28 protein-coding genes are annotated in these 21,049 nt (G+C 33.8%); 12 read left to right on the forward strand and 16 right to left on the reverse strand.

Going from position 1 to position 21,049, the window contains the following annotated elements:
• Positions 1–37: 37 nt before the first annotated feature.
• Complete coding sequence (locus HLK68_RS04505; RefSeq protein WP_009606401.1) at positions 38–802, reverse strand: endonuclease/exonuclease/phosphatase family protein; 765 nt, start codon at positions 800–802, stop codon at positions 38–40.
• A gap of 218 nt (positions 803–1,020) precedes the next feature.
• On the opposite strand from HLK68_RS04505, the gene HLK68_RS04510 reads away from it, so the two are divergent.
• From HLK68_RS04510 to HLK68_RS04520, 3 genes are all read left to right on the forward strand, one after another.
• The gene (locus HLK68_RS04510) at positions 1,021–1,455 is read left to right on the forward strand and encodes a GNAT family N-acetyltransferase (RefSeq protein ID WP_006784747.1); all 435 of its coding nucleotides are present in this window, start codon (positions 1,021–1,023) and stop codon (positions 1,453–1,455) included.
• Positions 1,456–1,640: 185 nt separating this feature from the next.
• A complete protein-coding gene (locus HLK68_RS04515) occupies positions 1,641–2,597 on the forward strand; it encodes an N-acetylglucosamine kinase (RefSeq protein WP_006784746.1) in 957 nt (318 codons plus the stop codon).
• 358 nt (positions 2,598–2,955) lie between these two features.
• The gene (locus HLK68_RS04520) at positions 2,956–3,330 is read left to right on the forward strand and encodes a DUF4825 domain-containing protein (protein ID WP_006784745.1); all 375 of its coding nucleotides are present in this window, start codon (positions 2,956–2,958) and stop codon (positions 3,328–3,330) included.
• Positions 3,331–3,336: 6 nt separating this feature from the next.
• On the opposite strand, the gene HLK68_RS04525 is transcribed toward HLK68_RS04520, so the two are convergent.
• The 4 genes from HLK68_RS04525 to HLK68_RS04540 form a co-directional block, all read right to left on the reverse strand.
• Positions 3,337–4,263, reverse strand: a complete 927-nt coding sequence (locus HLK68_RS04525; RefSeq protein WP_006784744.1) for a CPBP family intramembrane glutamic endopeptidase — start codon at positions 4,261–4,263, stop codon at positions 3,337–3,339.
• Between the two features lie 16 nt (positions 4,264–4,279).
• Positions 4,280–4,423: a hypothetical protein gene (locus tag HLK68_RS04530; RefSeq protein ID WP_009606408.1), complete on the reverse strand. Its 144-nt coding sequence runs from the start codon at positions 4,421–4,423 to the stop codon at positions 4,280–4,282.
• Positions 4,424–4,425: 2 nt separating this feature from the next.
• Positions 4,426–4,740 (reverse strand): YbjQ family protein, encoded by a 315-nt coding sequence (locus HLK68_RS04535; RefSeq protein ID WP_006784743.1) that lies wholly within the window; start codon positions 4,738–4,740, stop codon positions 4,426–4,428.
• A gap of 114 nt (positions 4,741–4,854) precedes the next feature.
• Complete coding sequence (locus tag HLK68_RS04540) at positions 4,855–5,118, reverse strand: hypothetical protein (protein WP_006784742.1); 264 nt, start codon at positions 5,116–5,118, stop codon at positions 4,855–4,857.
• Positions 5,119–5,233: 115 nt separating this feature from the next.
• On the opposite strand from HLK68_RS04540, the gene HLK68_RS04545 reads away from it, so the two are divergent.
• The 3 genes from HLK68_RS04545 to HLK68_RS04555 all read left to right on the forward strand — a co-directional run bounded on the left by HLK68_RS04545 (position 5,234) and on the right by HLK68_RS04555 (position 6,648).
• Positions 5,234–6,139 (forward strand): AraC family transcriptional regulator, encoded by a 906-nt coding sequence (locus HLK68_RS04545; RefSeq protein WP_006784741.1) that lies wholly within the window; start codon positions 5,234–5,236, stop codon positions 6,137–6,139.
• A 49-nt stretch (positions 6,140–6,188) separates the two neighbouring features.
• Complete coding sequence (locus HLK68_RS14795) at positions 6,189–6,380, forward strand: winged helix-turn-helix transcriptional regulator (protein WP_353888891.1); 192 nt, start codon at positions 6,189–6,191, stop codon at positions 6,378–6,380.
• Between the two features lie 85 nt (positions 6,381–6,465).
• Positions 6,466–6,648 (forward strand): (2Fe-2S)-binding protein, encoded by a 183-nt coding sequence (locus HLK68_RS04555; protein ID WP_006784740.1) that lies wholly within the window; start codon positions 6,466–6,468, stop codon positions 6,646–6,648.
• A gap of 33 nt (positions 6,649–6,681) precedes the next feature.
• Here HLK68_RS04555 and HLK68_RS04560 read toward each other — a convergent pair whose 3' ends face one another.
• The 5 genes from HLK68_RS04560 to HLK68_RS04580 all read right to left on the reverse strand — a co-directional run bounded on the left by HLK68_RS04560 (position 6,682) and on the right by HLK68_RS04580 (position 8,942).
• On the reverse strand, positions 6,682–7,212 hold the full coding sequence (locus HLK68_RS04560) for a hypothetical protein (RefSeq protein WP_006784739.1): 531 nt from the start codon (positions 7,210–7,212) through the stop codon (positions 6,682–6,684).
• 13 nt (positions 7,213–7,225) lie between these two features.
• Positions 7,226–7,588, reverse strand: a complete 363-nt coding sequence (locus HLK68_RS04565; RefSeq protein ID WP_006784738.1) for a zinc ribbon domain-containing protein — start codon at positions 7,586–7,588, stop codon at positions 7,226–7,228.
• The gene (locus tag HLK68_RS04570; protein ID WP_229040198.1) at positions 7,585–7,866 is read right to left on the reverse strand and encodes a hypothetical protein; all 282 of its coding nucleotides are present in this window, start codon (positions 7,864–7,866) and stop codon (positions 7,585–7,587) included. The genes HLK68_RS04565 and HLK68_RS04570 overlap by 4 nt, the downstream gene beginning before the upstream one ends.
• A 3-nt stretch (positions 7,867–7,869) precedes the next feature.
• Positions 7,870–8,388, reverse strand: a complete 519-nt coding sequence (locus tag HLK68_RS04575; protein WP_006784736.1) for a sigma-70 family RNA polymerase sigma factor — start codon at positions 8,386–8,388, stop codon at positions 7,870–7,872.
• A gap of 239 nt (positions 8,389–8,627) precedes the next feature.
• Positions 8,628–8,942, reverse strand: coding sequence for a heavy metal-binding domain-containing protein (locus HLK68_RS04580; RefSeq protein WP_006784735.1), 315 nt, complete (start codon positions 8,940–8,942; stop codon positions 8,628–8,630).
• A gap of 252 nt (positions 8,943–9,194) precedes the next feature.
• On the opposite strand from HLK68_RS04580, the gene HLK68_RS04585 reads away from it, so the two are divergent.
• Both HLK68_RS04585 and HLK68_RS04590 read left to right on the forward strand, forming a co-directional pair.
• Positions 9,195–9,920: a YebC/PmpR family DNA-binding transcriptional regulator gene (locus HLK68_RS04585; protein ID WP_006784734.1), complete on the forward strand. Its 726-nt coding sequence runs from the start codon at positions 9,195–9,197 to the stop codon at positions 9,918–9,920.
• Positions 9,921–10,603: 683 nt separating this feature from the next.
• The gene (locus HLK68_RS04590; protein ID WP_006784733.1) at positions 10,604–10,984 is read left to right on the forward strand and encodes a hypothetical protein; all 381 of its coding nucleotides are present in this window, start codon (positions 10,604–10,606) and stop codon (positions 10,982–10,984) included.
• Between the two features lie 434 nt (positions 10,985–11,418).
• On the opposite strand, the gene HLK68_RS04595 is transcribed toward HLK68_RS04590, so the two are convergent.
• The 3 genes from HLK68_RS04595 to HLK68_RS04605 form a co-directional block, all read right to left on the reverse strand.
• On the reverse strand, positions 11,419–11,604 hold the full coding sequence (locus tag HLK68_RS04595) for a hypothetical protein (protein ID WP_040763972.1): 186 nt from the start codon (positions 11,602–11,604) through the stop codon (positions 11,419–11,421).
• A 672-nt stretch (positions 11,605–12,276) separates the two neighbouring features.
• A complete protein-coding gene (locus HLK68_RS04600; RefSeq protein WP_006784732.1) occupies positions 12,277–12,486 on the reverse strand; it encodes a zinc ribbon domain-containing protein in 210 nt (69 codons plus the stop codon).
• Positions 12,487–12,519: 33 nt separating this feature from the next.
• Complete coding sequence (locus HLK68_RS04605) at positions 12,520–12,798, reverse strand: hypothetical protein (protein WP_006784731.1); 279 nt, start codon at positions 12,796–12,798, stop codon at positions 12,520–12,522.
• Positions 12,799–13,136: 338 nt separating this feature from the next.
• Here HLK68_RS04605 and HLK68_RS04610 point away from each other — a divergent pair, with 338 nt between their 5' ends.
• The gene (locus tag HLK68_RS04610) at positions 13,137–13,676 is read left to right on the forward strand and encodes a VanZ family protein (RefSeq protein WP_006784730.1); all 540 of its coding nucleotides are present in this window, start codon (positions 13,137–13,139) and stop codon (positions 13,674–13,676) included.
• Between the two features lie 37 nt (positions 13,677–13,713).
• On the opposite strand, the gene HLK68_RS04615 is transcribed toward HLK68_RS04610, so the two are convergent.
• From HLK68_RS04615 to HLK68_RS04625, 3 genes are all read right to left on the reverse strand, one after another.
• Positions 13,714–14,541: an undecaprenyl-diphosphate phosphatase gene (locus tag HLK68_RS04615; RefSeq protein WP_009607430.1), complete on the reverse strand. Its 828-nt coding sequence runs from the start codon at positions 14,539–14,541 to the stop codon at positions 13,714–13,716.
• Positions 14,542–14,806: 265 nt separating this feature from the next.
• Positions 14,807–16,501 (reverse strand): M3 family oligoendopeptidase, encoded by a 1,695-nt coding sequence (locus HLK68_RS04620; protein WP_132942745.1) that lies wholly within the window; start codon positions 16,499–16,501, stop codon positions 14,807–14,809.
• A 553-nt stretch (positions 16,502–17,054) separates the two neighbouring features.
• Positions 17,055–18,050, reverse strand: a complete 996-nt coding sequence (locus tag HLK68_RS04625; RefSeq protein ID WP_229098556.1) for a hypothetical protein — start codon at positions 18,048–18,050, stop codon at positions 17,055–17,057.
• Between the two features lie 298 nt (positions 18,051–18,348).
• Between HLK68_RS04625 and HLK68_RS04630 the strand changes: the two genes are divergently transcribed.
• The 3 genes from HLK68_RS04630 to pnuC are packed head-to-tail and all read left to right on the forward strand — an operon-like array spanning position 18,349 to position 20,923.
• A complete protein-coding gene (locus HLK68_RS04630) occupies positions 18,349–19,344 on the forward strand; it encodes an ADP-ribosylglycohydrolase family protein (RefSeq protein ID WP_006785971.1) in 996 nt (331 codons plus the stop codon).
• On the forward strand, positions 19,341–20,246 hold the full coding sequence (locus tag HLK68_RS04635) for a PfkB family carbohydrate kinase (RefSeq protein ID WP_006785970.1): 906 nt from the start codon (positions 19,341–19,343) through the stop codon (positions 20,244–20,246). The genes HLK68_RS04630 and HLK68_RS04635 overlap by 4 nt, the downstream gene beginning before the upstream one ends.
• The gene (gene pnuC, locus HLK68_RS04640) at positions 20,234–20,923 is read left to right on the forward strand and encodes a nicotinamide riboside transporter PnuC (protein ID WP_006785969.1); all 690 of its coding nucleotides are present in this window, start codon (positions 20,234–20,236) and stop codon (positions 20,921–20,923) included. Before HLK68_RS04635 ends, pnuC begins: the two co-directional genes overlap by 13 nt.
• Positions 20,924–21,049 lie beyond the last annotated feature (126 nt).

Below are 21,049 nucleotides of genomic sequence, written 5' to 3' on the forward strand. Positions count from 1 at the left end.
GGGGCTATTTCATTATAGCCCCCCCTTAAAATTATCTTTATTTAAATGTTACCCTCACCATCACTGGATAATGGTCTGACAAATAAACACCATCAAAACAGTCTGCCCAAGCAACAGCTTTAGAGGCATTTACACTTTTAGTCGCAAAGATATAGTCAATTTTAATCTTTATTTTTCCATAGTCATGGAAGGTATAATCTAATTTATCAGTCAAATCATTCAATTCGATTATCTCATTATTGACGATAGCTTTAATTTCTTCGTCTTGTGGTTCAGAGTTCATATCTCCCATGATTAGGGTTGGCAGCGAGATATTTTGTTCACGTAAGTGTAAATCATTTAATAGTTGCTCACTACTTTGTACTCTTATGCTTGATTGCATGTGATCATAATGCGTGTTATATACACGGAAAATCTGATTTGTGAGTTGATTTTTAAACACGGCTACATTGCAAGGTCTTGCCAATGTCATCATCTCTTTTTTACTCCCTGGCTTATAGGGAGTATCAGAAAACCAAAAAATATCTAAACTCATTAAATCAAGTTTATTTTTATTGTAAGCAATCATCACCATTTCCCCACTCATCTGCTCATCTCGACCGCATCCAACAAAAACATAATCCGTTAACTGTCGTTTTAAATCCCTCAAACTAATTTCAGTTAACTCTTGAAATCCAATCAGATCCGGAGCTTCACTTTTAATTTTATGGACCACATGAGAAACACGATTTTCCCATACATTAAGTCCATCATCTACTGTAATTCTTAAATTAAATGTTACAATTTTCAATTCATTATCCATGATTATCCCCCACATTTTTATAAGTTCAAGTTTCCCCCTTATCATACTCTCCTCCCCTGTTTCTATCAATGAACTATTTATAGGATTTTATTGATTTTTATAGTTCATTTAACCATCATATTTTTAGAGATTTTGCCTTAATTCGCTTCACTGTATAAAATTTTTAATACTGCCATATAATGAATTAACAACTGATTACGTTTTATGGGGGAATATTTATGATTACATTGAAGGAGATAACAAAAGATAATTTTTGGGATTGCATTGAATTAACAGTTTCTAAAGATCAAGAAGATTTCGTTACTTCAAATGCGATTTCCATCGCTCAGTCTAAAGTGCAACCAGAATGCATCCCACTTGCCATTTATCATCATGATATCATGGTCGGATTTGTGATGTATTGTCTTGATGTGGATGATAATGAGTATTGGATTTATCGTTTCATGATTGATGAAAAATATCAAAATATGGGATATGGAACACAAGCATTAGAGCAGGTCATAGAACGAATTAAAGAAGATAAGACTCATCATAATATTTTCGTTGGAGCTCACCGTGACGGTGAAGTTGCAATTAACCTTTATAAAAATTTTGGTTTTGAATTTAATGGCCAAATCTTTGGTCATGAGCATGTGATGGTTTTAACTTACTAATGACGATTGCCTCCATAAATCCTTACCACTATCCAAAGAGAGGAGATAAATGATCTTCTATCTTTGGATTTTTTTAATTGTGGATAATCACAAAATATCCTATATTCATCAAAAGAAAAACTATATAGTAAAAATTCATTCTCTCTTATACTAGTTCTGTAAACGATTTATAGGAGGGGTAACTGATGTATTACATGGGGATTGATGGTGGTGGAACAAAAACAAGATATGTGATTGCCAATCAAGAGATGGATGTCTTAGTGGATTTTGAAAGTGAGACGATACATATTCATCAAATTGGGGCGGATGAACTAAGAAATCGTCTTGAATCTCATATTAAACTAGCTTGTAGCAAAATTGATATCCAACCAACAGATTTAAACTTTGTCTTTATTGGGGTTCCAGGTTATGGAGAAAGTCAAGCAGATAAAGAAGTCATTGATGATATCTTAGCAGAAGTAATGCAAGAGATTCCCTATCAAGTGGATAATGATGGCGTTGTGGGATGGGCAGCAGGATGCGGGTGTCAGCCTGGAATCAACATTGTAGCGGGAACCGGTAGTATCGCAAATGGTCGAAATAAGGAAGGCCTCTCTCTTCGGTGTGGAGGTTTTGGTCCAAATATCGGAGATGATGGAAGTGCACACTGGATTGGACTTCGTGTCATTAATGAGTATACGAAACAAAAAGACGGGCGCCATGAAAAGACATGTTTAGTCGATATCATTGAAGAAGCTTATGACATTACCTATTTATACGAAATTGTGGATATCGTCTTTAATCGACTTAAACTTTCAAGGCCTGACATTGCAAAATTCTCAGCAATTGGGGCAAAAGCCGCCCAAAGCGGATGCATCGCCTGTCAAAATCTATTCCACCAAGCGGCACATGAACTTGCCTTACACATCAAAACATTAGCTAAACAATTGAATTTAACGGATTCATTTGCCGTCTCATATTCAGGTGGAGTTTTCAAATCAGGCGATACTATCTTAGTACCACTCGCTAACGAATTACAAAACTTAGATTGCAAGATTCAAGCACCGCTTCTAGAACCTTGTCTTGGGGCTGTCTTACTTGCTTATCAACTTGAAGGTAATAATGTGACAGATGAATTAATTCAAAAACTACAAGCACACTAAAAGAGGTGGAGAAATCTCCATCCCTTTTAACGTTTAAAGAAATATTCTTCCTGCTCCTCAAGCTCTTTATCCGAATTTTGACGCCATTTTCCTCTTTAACCCCACGTATTAATCCTTACGAAAGAGTTTCACCTACTTTGAAAATTCCATCCTTTCATTTAATGCAGGTCTCCTACGGCAACATTTATGATACTCGTCCACTAGAAGAGAGCTCTCTTAAAAAGTAAGATCATCCCTCAACTACTAGGAAATTCGATAAAAGTTTTCAAATAAGGACCTTATGCATGTTATCATAATGATATGAGGGATTAATGCTGTTTTTTTGCGCAGTAATCACTAAGAAAGGAAAGTGATCAATATGAAACGAATGATTTTATTCATTTGTTTATTAACTCTAGTGGGGTGTGGAAAGTCTGATAGCTTATTAAATTATAAAAATTCTTATATTGGGGATAACTCAGCGGTTGGAAATATTCTAAGTTTATTACCTGTAAATCTTCAAGATTATACATTTAGTCTGCAAACCGCATCAGAGCCTTATGAATTAACAGTCAATTATTCTAATACTAAACTTACAAACGATGATTTAAATTATAGTGCTGATATATTATTTACACTGATTCAAAATGTTGAAATCATTCATTTTGAATCAGAAAATTCATCATCAACTTTCTTACGCCCATCTGATGAATTCTTACAAAAAATAGAAAAAGAACTAACTCAAGCGAGTTAGTTCTTTTTAAGTTACAACAGTAACCATAATAATCAATGCGATACTAAATAGTAGGTAAGCGAAAACTCCATGATTAAGCCATACAAGTTGCATTAACTTACTTTCTGGAATCGTTAAATCTCCTTGCACAAGCTCAACTTTTTTACGATTTTTGATGATTAATATCGTTCCAAACGTAATCAAAATAACAACAATAACGCTAGCTATCTGAGCCCTTAACAAGTCGCTTCCATCTCCGATTAACATGGGTAAGATGAGTGAACCCATGGCGTTGACAAACATATGAATTCCTATTGAATATTTAAGTTGATTTGTTTTTAAAACGATGTAGGCCAAAATGATACCGAGTCCAACGGCATAAAATAGTTGTGATAAGTTTCCATGGTAAAAACCGAATGCAATCGCAGTAAAGATAATAGCCACTTTATCTCCATAAATACGTACCCGATCAAGTAGTATTTTCCGAAATAAAAGTTCTTCAATAATTGGCGATAAAACGACAATACATAACAAGCTAAGCCACGGACTTCCAGTTAAAATCACCTGTTGAACGGGATTTACAATGGATTCTGTCTTAAACAATTCTATAAAGCTCAGCAAGAAGGTCGTTAAAAAATTCAAAAGAATCATCACAGCATAAGAAATTAATCCATATTCAACGAGTTGCCGTAGTGTTAATCGTTTCTTTTCTTGCGAAACAGCTGTCGGTATTTTTTTCATCATACAATAAGCTAATGGAAATCCAATTAAGTAAAAACTGACTGCGATTAAGAAAAAATTAGCCCAATCTGTCATTAATAAGTTTGGATCAACAGCTGACATAAATCCCGCTACAATGAGTTGAACAACATTCACAGATAAAATACTAAAAGTTAGGGCAAATCCAAGACGACTAAAAACTTTTCTAGTCTCAATATAAGAGTAATTCTCCACTACTCCCTCCCCCCTTCTAATAATCCTTATAATTTTTAAATTCTTCTTTCTCTTTTTTTATTTCTCGTCGACGCTCCACTATTTTATAAGCTAGTAATCCTACCACCCCAATGATACAAACTAAGTAAAATCCAAGCACCACACATACGAGAATTTCCATTTTTATTTCACCACCACTGCTGTTCCATAAGCCACCATTTCTGCAGCCCCTGCCATCACAGCTGATGACATTAAACGGACACCAACAATTGCATTAGCGCCTAGACTTTCAGCTTCATCAGCCATGCGACCGAATGCAATTTGACGCGCTTCAATTAACATCTCGTTGTACCCTTTTAATTCTCCTCCAACAATAGTTTTTAATCCCGCTCCAATATCTTTTCCAATATGTTTAGAACGGACAGTGCTCCCCTTTACTAATCCCTTTACTTCAATAATCTCTTTTCCGACAATCGTATCTGTTGTGACAATTAACATACAAATCCCCTCCTATCTACTAAATTATATGGTGAAAATCACTGCCTTATGTCACATCCTAAATGAAAAAAGAGAAATTCCCTTTATTCAGGAAACGTCTCTTCAGATTATCATTTAAAATAATTGATATTCTTCGATAAACTCCAAAATAGAAGCAAGATCTGCTTCAGTATGACAAAACACCTCCACACATTCAATAGCGCTGATTGGTGATTCCCATGTTAAATAATTTTGGAGTAAGACATTGCCACGCAAATCATGCAAATCTCCACCAGGAACCTGAATTTTAACTGGTGCCTGGCAACGGTCAACGAGTTCAAAGAAAGCCTCACTGTCTTTAATTCCCTTTAGCATTAAAGCTATATTTACATTATCCATAAAATCCCCTCACTTTTTAATTCACGTTATACTATAATGATAGCGACACTGTGATTTCCAAACAATAACAGTAAAGACCAATCCTATAACAAAAGCGACAAAGGGGAATTATTCCATGCCTATTCAAATATACGACCTAAATCTTGATAAAAAAAATCGCGAACTCGAAGTTCGCGGGACACCGTTATTTCCTTGCGGGGCCTATTTTTCAGATATCATAAGTAATGTAACAGGTGATATTCCCTGGCACTGGCACGATGAATTCGAAGTCATTGTCATTAAGAAAGGTCCAATTAAAATTAGCGTCAGCGGAACTGATTACTTACTTCAAACAGGTGAAGGACTATTTATTAACTCCAATGTTTTACACTCAGTCTATGTCTTTAATGATCAACCTTGTTTATTGAATTCACTCGTATTCCACAAAGAATTAATCTGTGACACAAATGAAAACATCTTTAAACAAAGATATATTCAACCTTTAGCAAATTGCAACGCTCTACCAAGTATCCCACTTTATCCTCATATCAAGTGGCAACGAATTGCAATCGATTGTATTCTTACCGCTTATGAAGCCTACGAATCGGAGAAGTTTGGTTACGAGCTATTTATAAGAAATCAACTCTCACACCTTTTTTATCTTCTTGTCAAACACCATCAAGAAGCACTCCAACAACCTCAAATCGAAAACCAAGAAATGAAGCGTCTGAAAAAAATGCTAAACTTTATTCACGAAAACTACTCCAAAGGAGTCGAAGTAGGACAAATTGCTGCTAGCGCCAACATCAGTATAAGAGAGTGTCAACGATGTTTTCAAAAACACGTCCAAATGTCCCCAATGCAATATCTTTTAAAATACCGTATTTCAGTTTCAGCAGGCCTATTGCTTCAAACGGATGCAACCATTACCGAAATCTGTAACAAAGTCGGATTCGATAGTCCAAGTTACTATACAAAAATCTTTAAACGCTTCATGAATACTTCACCAACTGCTTACCGTAAAAAAACTATAGTAAGATAACTCTTCTAGCTTTTACACATCTCATTCTCCCATCAACCTCAAACCCAACATCACCCATAGTTACCTATCTTCACAACTTAAAGAACTTGAAGCCGACCTAATTATTAAACGAACAGTATACAACGAAACTCCACTAAGAGTTGAATACTCCCTCACCGATATCGGACGACAATTCCTTGACGTTATGGAAAATCTGTGTGATTGGGGATTTGATTACATTAACTACACAACTAATCTTTAAAAGTAAATTCGTTGGTTAATCCTCTTTCATCTATTAAAATAAAGTTATACACAGTTTGATTTTTAATAATAAGGAGAGTCTAATCATGGATTTAAATAAAAAATTATGTTATTGCTTCAATATTACAGTTGGAGATATTAAAGAAGAGATTGAAACAGGATCAACAACATTACAAGAAATTCAAACCGAAACAAAAGCAGGTTTAGCTTGTAAAGGATGTGTTAAACGCGTTCAAGAAACAATTAACTTATTATTAGAAGAAAAATAAAAATGAGGGAGCCACAGCACGGCTTCCTCATTTTTATTTCACGTCTTGTACTCTAATCTCTATATCAAAAGAACCTAATACTTCATTTGCGTTATAGGCAATCACGTAATTTCCTGAATGATCAATAAGGAAACTTGGACTATCTTTTGTTCCAGAAAAACTTGCCTTCATTCCAGCTTCATCAAACATCCCAAAATCTAAAATTCCTTGTTTAATATTGGTACGATAATCAATCGTTACGGTCATGCCTTCTTCTAAATAAGCCTGATACAGAAAGACTTGTTCAGTCGTTGACTCTGAAAATGAATGATGAAGTAATGTTTTTTCAAACCTATTACTATTAAAAACAGGTGATGGGAGTTGCTCAGACGGTACAACGATATCAAAAGGTTGATAATCTATCGGATTTACATTTTCTACAACTGGACTTTCATATGCAATATTGACATTTGAGCTTCGCACTCCCATAAATGTAGCCATTCCAATTAGCGGTAAAATACTAATCAGTAATGAAATAATGACAATCACAATAAAAGTTTTCTTATGCTTTAAAATAATCTTCATCCTAAACTCCCCCTTATTTAATATGTGCCGAACAACTCGGACAATAGTGCCACTCTGACTCGACTGTTCTTCCACAATTTGGACATTTTTCTTTCAACGCTTGACCACAATGAGGACATGTACTAAAATCCTTATTCACCTTCTCATTACAAGTCGGACAAAGATATGAGAAACTACGACTAATCAACAAATAAATAATTAATGGCAACGGAAGTAATATCGGATATACAATCGGAAAAATTGCAAAAATTGCCCAAACAATTGCCAAACGATCACCTCGATCCTTTGCATCTAAATAAATCCACGCGACCTGACCAATTCCAAAACAAACGACTACAAATAAAACAACTGACATTAAAATACTCATCACAATCATATATTTCCACCCTCTCTATACCGAACAATTAACAAAATCAACGAGGCAAACAACACATAAATGCCACCAAGCATTATAAACTCTCGATTAAATCCTATAAATTTAAAAATCAACATTTGTGCAAGCACACAGAAAACTCCCGCTATCATCATCAGGATCTTAAGACGTTTTCTTTGCCTTTGAAGCTTCAACTCATTAGCAACTCGAATAATCTTTAATGTATCAATCTCAGTTATCAAACCTTGAGCCTCTAATTGCTCATCCTTTAAAACATCCATCATCTACCCTCCTAACTTCTTTCTTATCTTTTGAATCGCATTAAAAATTCGCGACTTTGTCGTTCCTGTTGCAACTCCAAATAAATTAGAAATCTCTTCAATACTATAGCCATAATAATGTCTTAAAATAAAACTCATCCGCTGTTCTTCACTCATGTCCTGTAAGGCATTCATCGCTTCCTTAAACTGAACCTGTATTAACGCGTCACACTCACCTTCACTAAACACCGATTGAATAATTTCGTCATCGTAAACAATGCGACTTTGCTTTCTTACCTCGTTTCGATATAAGTTAGTCGCAATTTGAATTAAGTAAGTCAAAAATTTACTTTCTCCACGAAACTTTTCAATATTTAGTGTCGCTTTAAGTAATGTTTCCTGAACTAAATCCTCCGACATTTGAATATCCCCAGTTAATTTAATGAGATAACCATAAACCGTCTTATAATGCATCCCAAACAATATATTTAAGCAGTGCCGATCACCTGAAATCGCCTGTTTCACAAGCTGTTCCTCATCCAACCCTCTCACCTTCTTTCACTAATAAGACACGCGAGTTTAAAAAAAGTTCATTAAAAAAAAAAAGAACACCAAAAGTTCTGTGTTCTTTAACTATAACTTGTTTATTTAATATTTTCTATAATTTTCTAATTGTTCTCTCTCCATTTTCTTCTCTTTCAAACGTTCTGTAATTTTAAAGATTAAAAAAATACCAAACACTAAAAAATTAAGCAAATACCAACCAATAATAAATTTAAGCATTATTTAATCACAACCGCTGTTCCATAAGCGACCATTTCAGCCGCCCCTGCCATCACTGATGATGACATTAAACGCATTCCAACAATCGCATTTGCCCCTTGAGCTTCTGCATCTTCAACCATACGTCCAATCGCAATTTGGCGTGCCTCCGTTAACATCTCATTATATCCAGTTAATTCCCCCCCAACTAGATTTTTAAATGAGGCTCCGATATCTTTACCAATATTTTTTGAACGAACCGTACTTCCACGCACTAAACCTTTTACCTCAATAATTTCTTTCCCTGAGATACTATCTGTTGTCACAATTAACATAGACTATTCCTCCATTATGTTTTCAATTCTTTAATTAGATGATTGTCTAATTATTTAATAGCATTATAGCTCTTTGACCTATAAAAGTCAATAAATAACAGATATTTTTTACAATGTCGATTTCGACACTATCTGAAAAACTTGAAAAACTAGGAGTTACAGGAGTATAATAAGTAAATGTATAGTTACTTTGCTATTGTAAATAACAACAATAGTCTTTGAATCAAATCTTATTAACAGGAGTGATACCCAATGGGTCGTAAGTGGAATAATATTAAATACGGAAAAGCTGCTAAAGATGCTGCCCGTTCAAAAGTTTTAGCTCGTTTCGGAAAAGAAATTTACATGGCTGCTAAAAATGGAGATCCAGATCCAGAATTAAACCGTAACTTAGCATCAGTTATTGACCGTGCTAAAGTTGCAGGGGTTAACCGTGAAATCATCGACCGCGCTATCAACAAAGCAAAAGGTGGATCAGACGAAAATTACGATTTCATCCGCTATGAAGGATACGGACCAAATGGTGCTGCCGTTATCGTTGATACATTAACTGACAACGTAAACCGTACAGTAGCTGAAGTACGTTCTGCATTTAACAAAAACGGTGGAAAAATCGGAGTAAGTGGTGCCGTAGCATTCATGTTCGAAGCAACAGCATTATTCGGATTCAACGGAAACTCAGCTGATGAAATTTTAGAAGGATTAATGGAAGCAGACGTAGACGTTCGTGACGTTGAAGAAGAAGATGGAGAAATCACAGTATACGCAGACCAAGATCAATTCCATGCCGTACAAACAGCATTAAATGGAATGGGAATCACAGAATTCGAAGCTGCAGAATTAACAATGTTACCAACATCAACAGTAGAATTAGATGGTGATGCATTAGCTAAATTCGAAAAATTAATCGACGTACTAGAAGACTTAGACGATGTACAACAAGTTTACCACAACGTAGAATTACCAGACGAAGAATAATAAAAGGCTAAGAGATGTGCTTAACACTCGTAGAAAGTAAGGAGAGTCCGCCGTGTCGTAAGACACAAGAGGCTCTCGAACTTTACCAGAGTGTTGCATCTCGAATCTAGATTAAATAAAAAGCTAAGACGAACAGATAACTCCGAATAAAAGTGCTTAGCCACCGAAGTTCTTGAAAGTACAATTGTGGATAAAACTTTATAGAGGAGTTATTCATCGAAGCTGGATTAAATAAAAGGCTAAAGCTAATACTTTAGCTGTTCAAAAAATGTAAGGGAGTGATAAGTGTCTCGTTTTTAGAGACACTTATCACTCCCTATTTTTTAAAACAAACTAATTCAAAAGGAATTTTTTGGTTAATCTTATACATTTATTCTGAAGAGACAGTGAGCTAAAGCTAGATTTCCATCCCTTGTACCAAGCTATTCCTGTGCCTGATTTATGCTTTTATCTTACACTCCACGTACTTTGTACGTGATTTTTTATGATTGAGTTATTACTCTTTTATACTTAATAGTCAATTGTACATTTCACAGAAATTCATTATTTTAAGTGTATATCACTCCTAATACTCTGCACTCTATTAATGAAAACAACTCATCATCTGTTTAAAGTAAGTACTTTGTAGGATATAATAACAGTATCGAATTCAAAATATGAATTCCTAAAAAGGAGCTCTGAGCATGGAAATTAAAACAAAACATAAGAAATTTAATAGTTTTACAGATTTATATAGCTTTATGATAGATAGTCACTTAGAAGAAATAAGTGTCACAATGAAATATCCTGACGGAACAAAAAGTTCTGGAATTATGCCAATTGACATGGTTTTATCATTCACTTCAATTGAACAAATTAAAACTTTTGATAAAGAGTTAAAAGAATTATCAACTAAATACAATGAAGATTTAGCTAAAGTTCGTGAAATTGCAGAAAACTGTAATGAGTTGAATTATTTCGAAGATGAAGATGGTGAAATTCAAGCTCAATTAGATGCAATCGAAGCAAGCAATGAGCTCAAACAAGCAGTCACTGAATTAGTAAACGAAAAATTACATGGTTAAAAGCACGTGAAAGTTCAAGTTTCCTTTACCCTTTCGTTTTATGAAAGAATGAAGGAAGTAGACTTTATAGAGGGGTTAGTGATCAAAGGTGGATTAAATCCTGTTTATGCTTTGATTTTATATCCTACGATGCCTGAACGTAGTTCTTTATTTTTTAGGCTGTTTTAAGTCATCTTATTGGTAAATAAACCGCTTGGTATCAAAAGTTATTGGCTTTCATTTTTAAGAATTTTATCTGTTTTAAATGACTAGATAGTTAATAACAACATTTTCGTCTAATAGCGCCATTTTTTAACTCAAAAAAAGCACTAGATAAATCTAGTGCTTTTTTCTATTATTTTTTAAAATCCCAAACATCTAATTTTACGTTTTTAGTGCTTCCTACACTCTTAATAGCTTTAACTTTTCCACGAGATGTTAGATAACTCTAATATTTATTGTCTATTTTGATTTTTCTGCTTTGAAGTAATTTTTTTTAATACTAATTCATTGTACTCATTTAGTGATTTTTTTCTCTCACTCATTGCTTTTTCATTTATTTTAACTAATTTATTATAATCTAACTCATAACCGCTTTTTTGAAGAACTCTAATAAAATAATCATCTAATTGAATAATCATAATATCACATCCTATAAATCAAACTACATAATATTATTTTATCATCACTATATTTTTTGTCTAATTATGTGCTTTTTTCTGTTTTTTACAAGATATATCTAATAAAATGTTTATTTTTAACTGATTTACTCCTAAATAGCCACATAAGATTTTTTAAACAAAAAAATAACATTTCAAATTAGATTGATAACTGCATTCGTATCCTATCGAAACCATTAAAAATATAGATTAAATATTTATTAACAGAATACTTTAATTTAAAAATGACCATTCAAGTGCTTTTTTCTCACCTCTCACGAACACTTTTAACATTTAATTTTTTTTTAAGATAAAATAGAACTGTAGTCAAAAGAATAACAAATTGACATACGTCCGCTAATTTTTCCAATATTAGATTCTTATATTTATGACTAACCACTTTAAAAACAAAAAAAGAGCTGATTTCCTTCAGTTCTTTTTTGTTTTTTAAATTAATTTACAATAATATAATCTCATCATGAATATAATCGAAACTATCACTTTTTCACACTTATTGCAACAAAAACATTTTATATTTCCTACAAAAAAAGCACCTCTATGAATGTATAAATTAATCTCAAATTTATCTCAATTCATTTAGGTGTTTTTTCTTATTTTCACATATAAAGGAATACAGAATGAAGGTATTCTTTTTTATCCAAGTAAAAAATCAAAAATATTTTCTAAATCACTCGTTGTTCCTTTATACATCTCAGTATACTTACACTTAGTACATGTAATCGTTGTAAAGCGTTTGTTCTGAACATCAAACATTTTGGAAAGCCCACCACCTGTTGCAGCAAACTCATCCACTTCATAGGAGCGATTTTGACATTTTGGACAAATATAATTTTTAATTTCCATCAGTTAAGAGACTCCTTTTTAAATCTAAGTTTTTTATTTCATTACTTTATCTTGATCCTGAATCTCAACATATCCCTTCATTCCATCAGTTAATTCAACCTTTAGTTGTCCATCATTTGATTCAAAATAAAAACCATATGGTTTACACTCTGGTGAAAATTTAACTGTTCCTAAAACCGTTGTATTTAAGTGGTCTAATGTAAAAACATCACCATTTAATAAACTTGCAATAACCTCATCTAATCGATTACGGCAATCAAAACGTTTTGCTTTCTCATCATAAGTTAACTGTACATGAAGATTTGTACCCATCAAATCACTCCTTCCGAAAAATCATTCTTATTGTGCCTAAAATTATCAAAAATAAAACCTATTTTACTTTACTTAATCTCCCAATTAATACTTGTAACCGCGCCGCCAAATTTTAAAATAGGCCCTTTAGTGCATAAAATCGACAAATTATCAAATAATATATCTAGATTCCACTCGGAGTCTCCTCTTTTGCTCTGTGCACGCGAAAACCCCCGTACGTTGGTCGGGGGTTTTTTAATATTCATTAAATCTTCAGAATTTCTTGCGGTTTTCTTCATTTCTGTTTGCTATACTAAATGCATGGTACAGATTTTTTATAAATAAGGAGCGTGCTTTTCATGTTACAAAACATTTTAGATAATATATTCCTAGGAGTCATCCTCCTGATTATCGTTGGTATTATCTACTTACCGTTCTACTTTATCCTACGAAAAAAACAAATCCCTATTCTTAGACAACTTAGCTATTTAGGACTGGCAGGAATCATATTCATCATCCTATTTGCAACTATCCTAATAAGCATAATCGGAAGTGGATTAAACTTTAACCCACCTTATCATCGCCTTAACCTAATTCCATTTAGCTGGCTATTTGATACCTTCACAATGAGCCAGGTCATTTCGAATATAATCATGTTTATCCCCCTTGGATTTTTACTACCAATTGTATTCAAAAAATTTCGTTCTTTTTTTAATACCACACTTTTTGCTTTTGCTTTCTCATTCTTCATTGAATGCTTCCAGTACTTTATTGGGCGTTCATCAGACATTGATGATTTAATTCTAAATACACTTGGAGGCATCATTGGATATGGAATTTTTATTCTTTTTAATAAATGGTTATCAACCCAAAACTGGTGGAAAAACTTACTTCAATAAAAAAAATCTCTAAGACCTTAGGTCTTAGAGATTTTTTTTATGCTCCAAAGAAGAAGAAATAGGCTAAAACGACAATACCCAGGATAATGCGGTACCATCCAAATACTTTGAAGTCATGTTTCTTAATATATCCCATTAAGAACTTGATTGCAAAAATTGAAACAACAAATGCTACAAATGATCCAAGAGCTAACGTAATTAATTCAGCACTAGTAAAAGCAAATCCGAATTTAACAAGTTTTAATAAACTTGCTCCAAACATAACTGGAATAGCTAAGAAGAACGTAAACTCTGATGCAACATAACGAGAAGCACCAATTAAAATAGCTCCTAAAATCGTTGCTCCTGAACGAGATGTTCCTGGAATTAAAGCAAGTAATTGGAAAACTCCAACCATTAAAGCAAATTTGTATGTAATTTGTGATAAATTCGTTACCACTGGCTTACGACCTTTATTACGATTCTCAATAACAATAAATAAAACCCCGTAAATAATTAACATTAAGGCAACAGTTTGATAATTATAAAAATGTTCATCTAACCAATCATCAAATGCTAAACCAATAACTGCTGCTGGTAAACATGCCACAATAATCTTAAACCAAAGATTCATCGTATCTTGTTTGATTTTAAAGCCACCCTTAAACTCAAATGGGAAGATCTTATTCCAAAACATAAAGATAACCGCCAAAATTGCCCCAAGTTGAATGACAACAAAGAACATCTCCATAAATGAAGCCGACATATTTAACTTAATAAATTCATCAACTAAAATCATATGACCTGTACTACTAACAGGTAACCATTCCGTAATCCCCTCAACAAATCCAAGGAAAATTACTTTTAAGTATTCAATAAAACCCACAACTAACCCTCCTGTTTCAACTTTTCAATTATTAAAATTTCAATGTAAAATATAACCTACCTAATGATACTATGAATTAAACATTTAGAAAATACTTTCTAAGGAAATTAAGTTTATTTCACACGACTTATTTTAATAAAATAATAGATAAAATACCATAATAATCAACTTACAAATACACTTCTAACCTTACATCTCTGTAAGGAAATAAAGAAAACGCGAAGGTAATCCTTCGCGTTTTCTTTATTTAAGCAATACTCTTTTTTTATAATTTTTGATCTTCAACTGAATCTAGCCACGCTTTAATGTCTGAAATAATAGAGCTTACGCATCCATCTTCAAATGGTGATTTTAAATTTGCATATGATACAAGTCCGAGGAACGATTTTGTCCCACCTACCTCGCATAAACGAACGTAGTCATTCCATGCATCTTCACGATTATCGTGCATACGTTTCCAAAATTGTAGGGCACAGATTTGAGCTAATGTGTAGTCGATATAATAAAATGGACTATTGAAAATGTGTGCTTGTTGGAACCACCAACCACCACGTTCTAGGAAGTCACATCCTTCATAGTTTTTGTGTGGCAAGTATTGTTTTTCAAGATTACGCCAAGCCGCTTTACGTTCTGCCGGTGTTGCTTCTGGATTTTCATAAACGAAATGTTGGAATGCATCCACAACAATTCCATAAGGAATAAATTTAATCGCTGATCCTAAGTGAGTAAATTTATATTTGTCCGTATCCTCTTTAAAGAATAATTCCATCCAAGGCCATGTAAAGAACTCCATACTCATTGAATGAATCTCACAACTTTCATACGTTGGGAAGTTTAACTCAGGTGTTTCAATCCAGCGTGAAGAATAAACTTGGAAAGCATGTCCCGCTTCATGCGTTAAGACATCAATATCCCCTGCTGTTCCATTAAAGTTAGAGAAGATAAATGGCGCTTTATATTCAGGAATATAAGTACAATATCCTCCACCCGCTTTCCCCGGTTTATTCACTAGATCTAATAACTCACTTTCTACCATGAAATCAAAGAATTCTTTTGTTTGTGGAGAAAGTTCATGATACATTTTCACACCATTTTCTAAAATCCACTCTGGACTTCCTTTAGGTGTCGCATTACCTGTTTTAAATTCGAACTTTTCATCAAAATAACGAAGTTCCCCATAACCCAAACGCTCTTCCTGTCTTTTATATAAAGAACTTGCTACTGGCACAATATAATCTAAAACTTGCTTACGGAAGTTTTTAACCATCTCTGGATTATAATCACTGCGCATCATACGAGTATATCCAAGTTCAACGAAATTATTACATCCTAATTTTTTAGCAATACGTGTACGAACTTTTACTAACTCATCATAAATACGATCGATTTCAGCTTCATTCTCTTCAAAGAAATGGTATTTAGCAACTGAAGCCTCTTCACGGACCTGACGATCTTCACTTAATAAATATTTACCCATTCCTGGTAACGTACGCTCTTCACCATCAAATGGAATTTTAGCTGATGCTAATAACTTTGTATAAAGACTAGATAATTTATTTTCTTCCTGTAAATCCGCAATAATCTCAGGCGAGAATGAACGTAAATTAAACTCTGCAATCGTAAAGAATTGTTTGCTTAACTTCTCTTCAAGTTCAGCACGAAATGGTGATTTAACGATTGCATGATAAAAAGCAGACGTTGCTTCTTCATAAAGAGGACCCTGTTCATCCCAATACGTTTGTTCAGAGTCATAAAACTCATCTCGTGTATCAATACTATGGCGAATCGAAGATAAGGTTGCCATTGTTTCTATATGAGAACGCATGGCATTAATTTTGTTCACAATTTCTAATTGTTCCTCTGCATTCGTTGCAGCCTCAAACTTATAAACTAAAGCACCAAATTCATTTTTGAATTGTTCATAATTTGGTCTTTCATACTTAAAATCATTAAATTTCATCTTATGTCTCTCCTTATTAAGAAAAATTTACTATGAATATTTGCTAGTTTACCGACTTTAAAAAATAACTTAATTTTAAATTATTTATTTCCCCTAAAATCGTCACCTAACAAATTAGTATTTCTCCTATTATACTATATCTCCTTATGTTTTGCATGATTTTACCATTTGTTTTTTTTGACAAATCTATGTTAAGGTTTGACGTTAAAAATTTCATAGGACATTCAAAACGTGGAACCCCCATATAAACTAAGGTTCGAGACGATTAAGCATGCAATAGCTCAGATACCTCATCATGTATTCATATCGGACAAATGACACTTTGCTGATATATCAAACTATGTTCCGTAAACTTAGAAATAATTATGAAGTAAGTTCTCATTTCTAATTTCTTGAACTGTGAGATAGCACTAATAAATTCTATTAATAAAATTGTTAAAGTCATACTAGGATATTTTCCTTTTAAAGGATAATAAAGCTTAGTAATAACTATTAAAAAATTGATTTCAATTAAAAAAAGCGACATTCTTAACGAATGTCCCTGTTTAGCTCTTTAGTTTCTATATTTATAAATTGCAAATGTTTTAGTATTTGTAACCTTATCTCTAACTTCTATGTCAAAATTTGATCCTGTTTTAATACCAATTACAATATCAATTAATGCGGTCTGACCAGGTTCAACCCACTCAACTGATTTATTTGTGGTGATGAGTGGATATAAAGTTACACCGTTACCTGTTTCATCATAAATTAAAAAGTTTGAGTCACATAAAGCTTCTCTTTTTGTTCCAATATTTTTACCTTCAATCGTAATAATTGCAACTGTCTCTACCGCTCGATCAGGCATTTCACTTTCCATATACTCATTACGCTCATCTGTTAGCGCGATTGATTTAATGTTAATTTCAAATGGTTCCTCACTAAATTGCGCTAACACAGTAAATGGTGTCCCTAGTTCAAGCTCATCTAAGTATGAAGCCGTCACAAGCGATGATTCAAAAATGGTCTCAACAACTGTTTCGGTATCAATTGTCGCAAAAGGCTCATCCTCTGTATTATGAGCCACATCAATTTTCAAAATATCCCCTGTTGTAATTCCAACATTTATTTTAATCGTCCGTCTACGACCAGGTGCTATGGCTGCATAACTTGAGAATTCGAGATCTAAATCATAACCCGACATGGGATATAAGTCTAACCTCTTCCCTGTTTCATCATAAAAATGAAAATAGGACTCATTTAACAACACGACTTCATCTGATATATTAATTGCCTCAATAGTTACAATTGCGACATTATCCACCGCCTCATTGAACTCATTACGTGCATCCGTTAACGTCACATCGGTCACAGCAATTTCTAACACCTCTTTTTCGTCATGGATTAACTTAAATGTCTGGCCTAGTGGAATGGTTATTTTTCCGATCGTTGTTTTCTCTTCAATGGGTGTTCCATTGATTGTAACCTCATCCTCTGTTTCAGTTGTTGAACACCCTATTATAAAACAGGTCAGTGTTAAAATAACTAATAATGCTTGCTCTTTTTTCATCATTATCTCCCCCTCTTGTTGAATCATATCGGATTTTAAGATAACGTGCAATAAGTATTAACCGACGTCATGGCCTAGATAGCGAGTGTAATGAAGGTAAAAAGCAAAATACTACATCTTCTCAAATAGTAATTAAGCATTTTAAAGATGTGGATAACCCACTAATAGGGTTATTCACATCTTTTTATTGATATGAAAGATTATCATTCATAAAACATTGACTATTTTATCCAAATAAACTAGAATATTACCTTGTCAGGTGTCTTGTCACCTGTAAAGTTTATTAGGAGGCGGCTGTATGAAAAATAAAATTGCTGGAACTCTTTATGGAATGGCAATCGGTGATGCTATGGGAATGCCCTCTGAACTTTGGAGTCGAAAAAAAGTCCAACAGTTTTTTAGGGGCATTACAGATTTCTTAGATGGACCTTCGGAAAATGAAGTGGCTTATCAGTATAAAAGAGGACAATTTACAGATGATACTGCACAAGCTTTAATCATCCTAGACTCTTTAATAGCCAATCATTTCAACGTTTTGCCAACTGATATCGCAACTAGACTTCTTGCTTGGGCAAAAAAAGAACAAGCTTTTGAAAAAAACATTTTAGGGCCCACATCTAAAGCCGCCTTACTTAGTTTTAAAGAAGGAAAAAATATAGAATCGATTACGAATCAATCTGGGACAAACGGTTCTGCAATGAGGATTCCTCCTGTTGGCTGTTTATTCTTACCTGATGAAAAATCAGAGCTCATTCAATATGTAGCGCATATTACAAAGGTTACGCACAGTAGTGACATCACGATAGCTGGTGCCTGTATGATTGCTCACGCTGTAAGTTGTGCCATGATCTACAAAGACTTTGATGAAATTTTACAATCTGTTTATAGTATTGAACAAGAGGCACGTGCTCTTGGGGCTGATACTATTAATCCATCTCTTGTTGCAAGAACGAAGCTTGGCATTGAATTTGCTAAACGTTATAAAGACCAAGATGAATCGTTCTTAGAGGCTATCTATCAAATCATCGGATGTGGTGTAACAATTAGTGAATCAGTTCCTGCTGCTCTTGCAATTGCTTATTATGCGAAAGATGTAAAACATTGTAGTTTACTTTGTGCAAATCTCGGGGGAGACACTGATACAATCGGAGCGATGGCTTGTGCGATTTGTGGTGCTTACCAAGGATACACAGCACTTGATTCATCATGGGTTGAACTTATTAATGAGGCAAATGATGTCAATTTAATGGAATATGTAGATGCATTAGCAAAACAAAGGGGGGGCGTAATGTGAAAACTTTACTGCTTGGGAATGCGATTGTAGATGTTATTTTAAATATCGACGTCTTACCTAAAACGGGTGACGATATTTTTTGCCAAAAACAGAGCGTCACAATTGGTGGATGCGCGTATAATGTTGCAACGATTTTAAATCACTTTGATGTAGAACACGATTTGGCTGTTCCCGTTGGTTCTGGGTCTTACGCCTCAATGATTAAGGAAGAATTAATCAAACATGGCTATCCCGTTCACATCGAGGAGCAAACTGTGGATAACGGATATTGCCTTTGTTTAGTTGAACATCACGGAGAACGGACCTTTATAACAGTTCCTGGTGTTGAAGCTAACTATCAAAGACGTTGGTTAGATGCTTTTAGTGGGGAACAGTATGATAATATCTACATTTCTGGATACGAGATGGAAGGCTTAAGTGGGGCTATTATCAGTCAATGGCTAAGTACGCAAGAAATAAAAAATCTATACTTCGCTCCAGGTCCACGTATTACATTTATCGAACAAGAAACAATGGAACGTTTATTTAAGCTACATCCTATTTTACATATTAATCAGTCTGAAGCTTTAAGCTTCACAAAAGAGCAAGATTTAAATCTTGCTGTGAGAAAACTATACGCTTTAACTCATAACGAATTATTTATCACACTCGGGGAACACGGTGTTCTACATTTTGATGGGGAAAATCAAATGATTATAGAAGCACCTAAAACCACAGTTGTTAACACAATCGGAGCGGGTGATAGCCATCTTGGAGCAATCATTGCACTAAGATCACTCGGTTATGAGACAAAACAATGCTGTGAGATTGCCAACAAAGTTGCAGCCAAAGTCGTGAGCTTACAAAGCAGTAAATTTGAAGAAGAATATTTCAATAAGGGGGATTTTTTATGTCAGCATTAGTGATGAAAACAAAAAATTATTTTAGTGATTGGAGCATTTTTGAAATTTCATGGTTAATTATTTCAACGTTAACGATGCTTATTTTAAGTATTGTTTGGGGTGATACTCCAATGGCATTAATTAGTGGTGTAACAGGAATTATTTCAGTTGTTCTTTGTGCAAAGGGAAAAATTTCAACCTATGCTTTCGCTACAATAAATGTTGGCCTTTATGCGATTATTGCTTATCAAAATCGACTTTTTGGAGAAGTCATGTTAAATGGATTTTACTATCTTCCAATGAATCTTGTTGGATTTTATATGTGGCGTAAACAAAAAAATGATGAGGGGACCGTTATTGCTCGTCGCTTAACTGCTAAACAAATTTTTCTACTCGTTATCGGTCTAGTGATTGCTATTTTAGCTTATTGGAGAGTACTTATCGCTCTTGGTGGAAATCTACAACTAATTGACTCAACAACAACAATTCTATCGATTGTTGCTTTCTTATTACAAATTGGACGCTTCACAGAACAATGGATTTTATGGATGATTATCAATGTGTTCTCTATTATGATGTGGACACTACTTCTTGGAACTCCTGATGGCTCAGTAACGATGATTATCATGTTCTCAGCCTACTTAATTAATGGAATTTATGGATACCGAAATTGGCTGAAATTGAGTAAAAATAAATAATAAAAAGCTCTAGCATTTAATAAATGCTAGAGCTTTTTTAATATCATCATTAGATAGTAAAATCAAAATGAGTGTGGGTGAAAGTAAATCAGTTTTGCTAACTATCCACTAATGATGAAAGATTTT

This window comes from Turicibacter sanguinis, assembly GCF_013046825.1.
Taxonomy (GTDB): Bacteria; Bacillota_I; Bacilli_A; order MOL361; family Turicibacteraceae; genus Turicibacter; species Turicibacter sanguinis.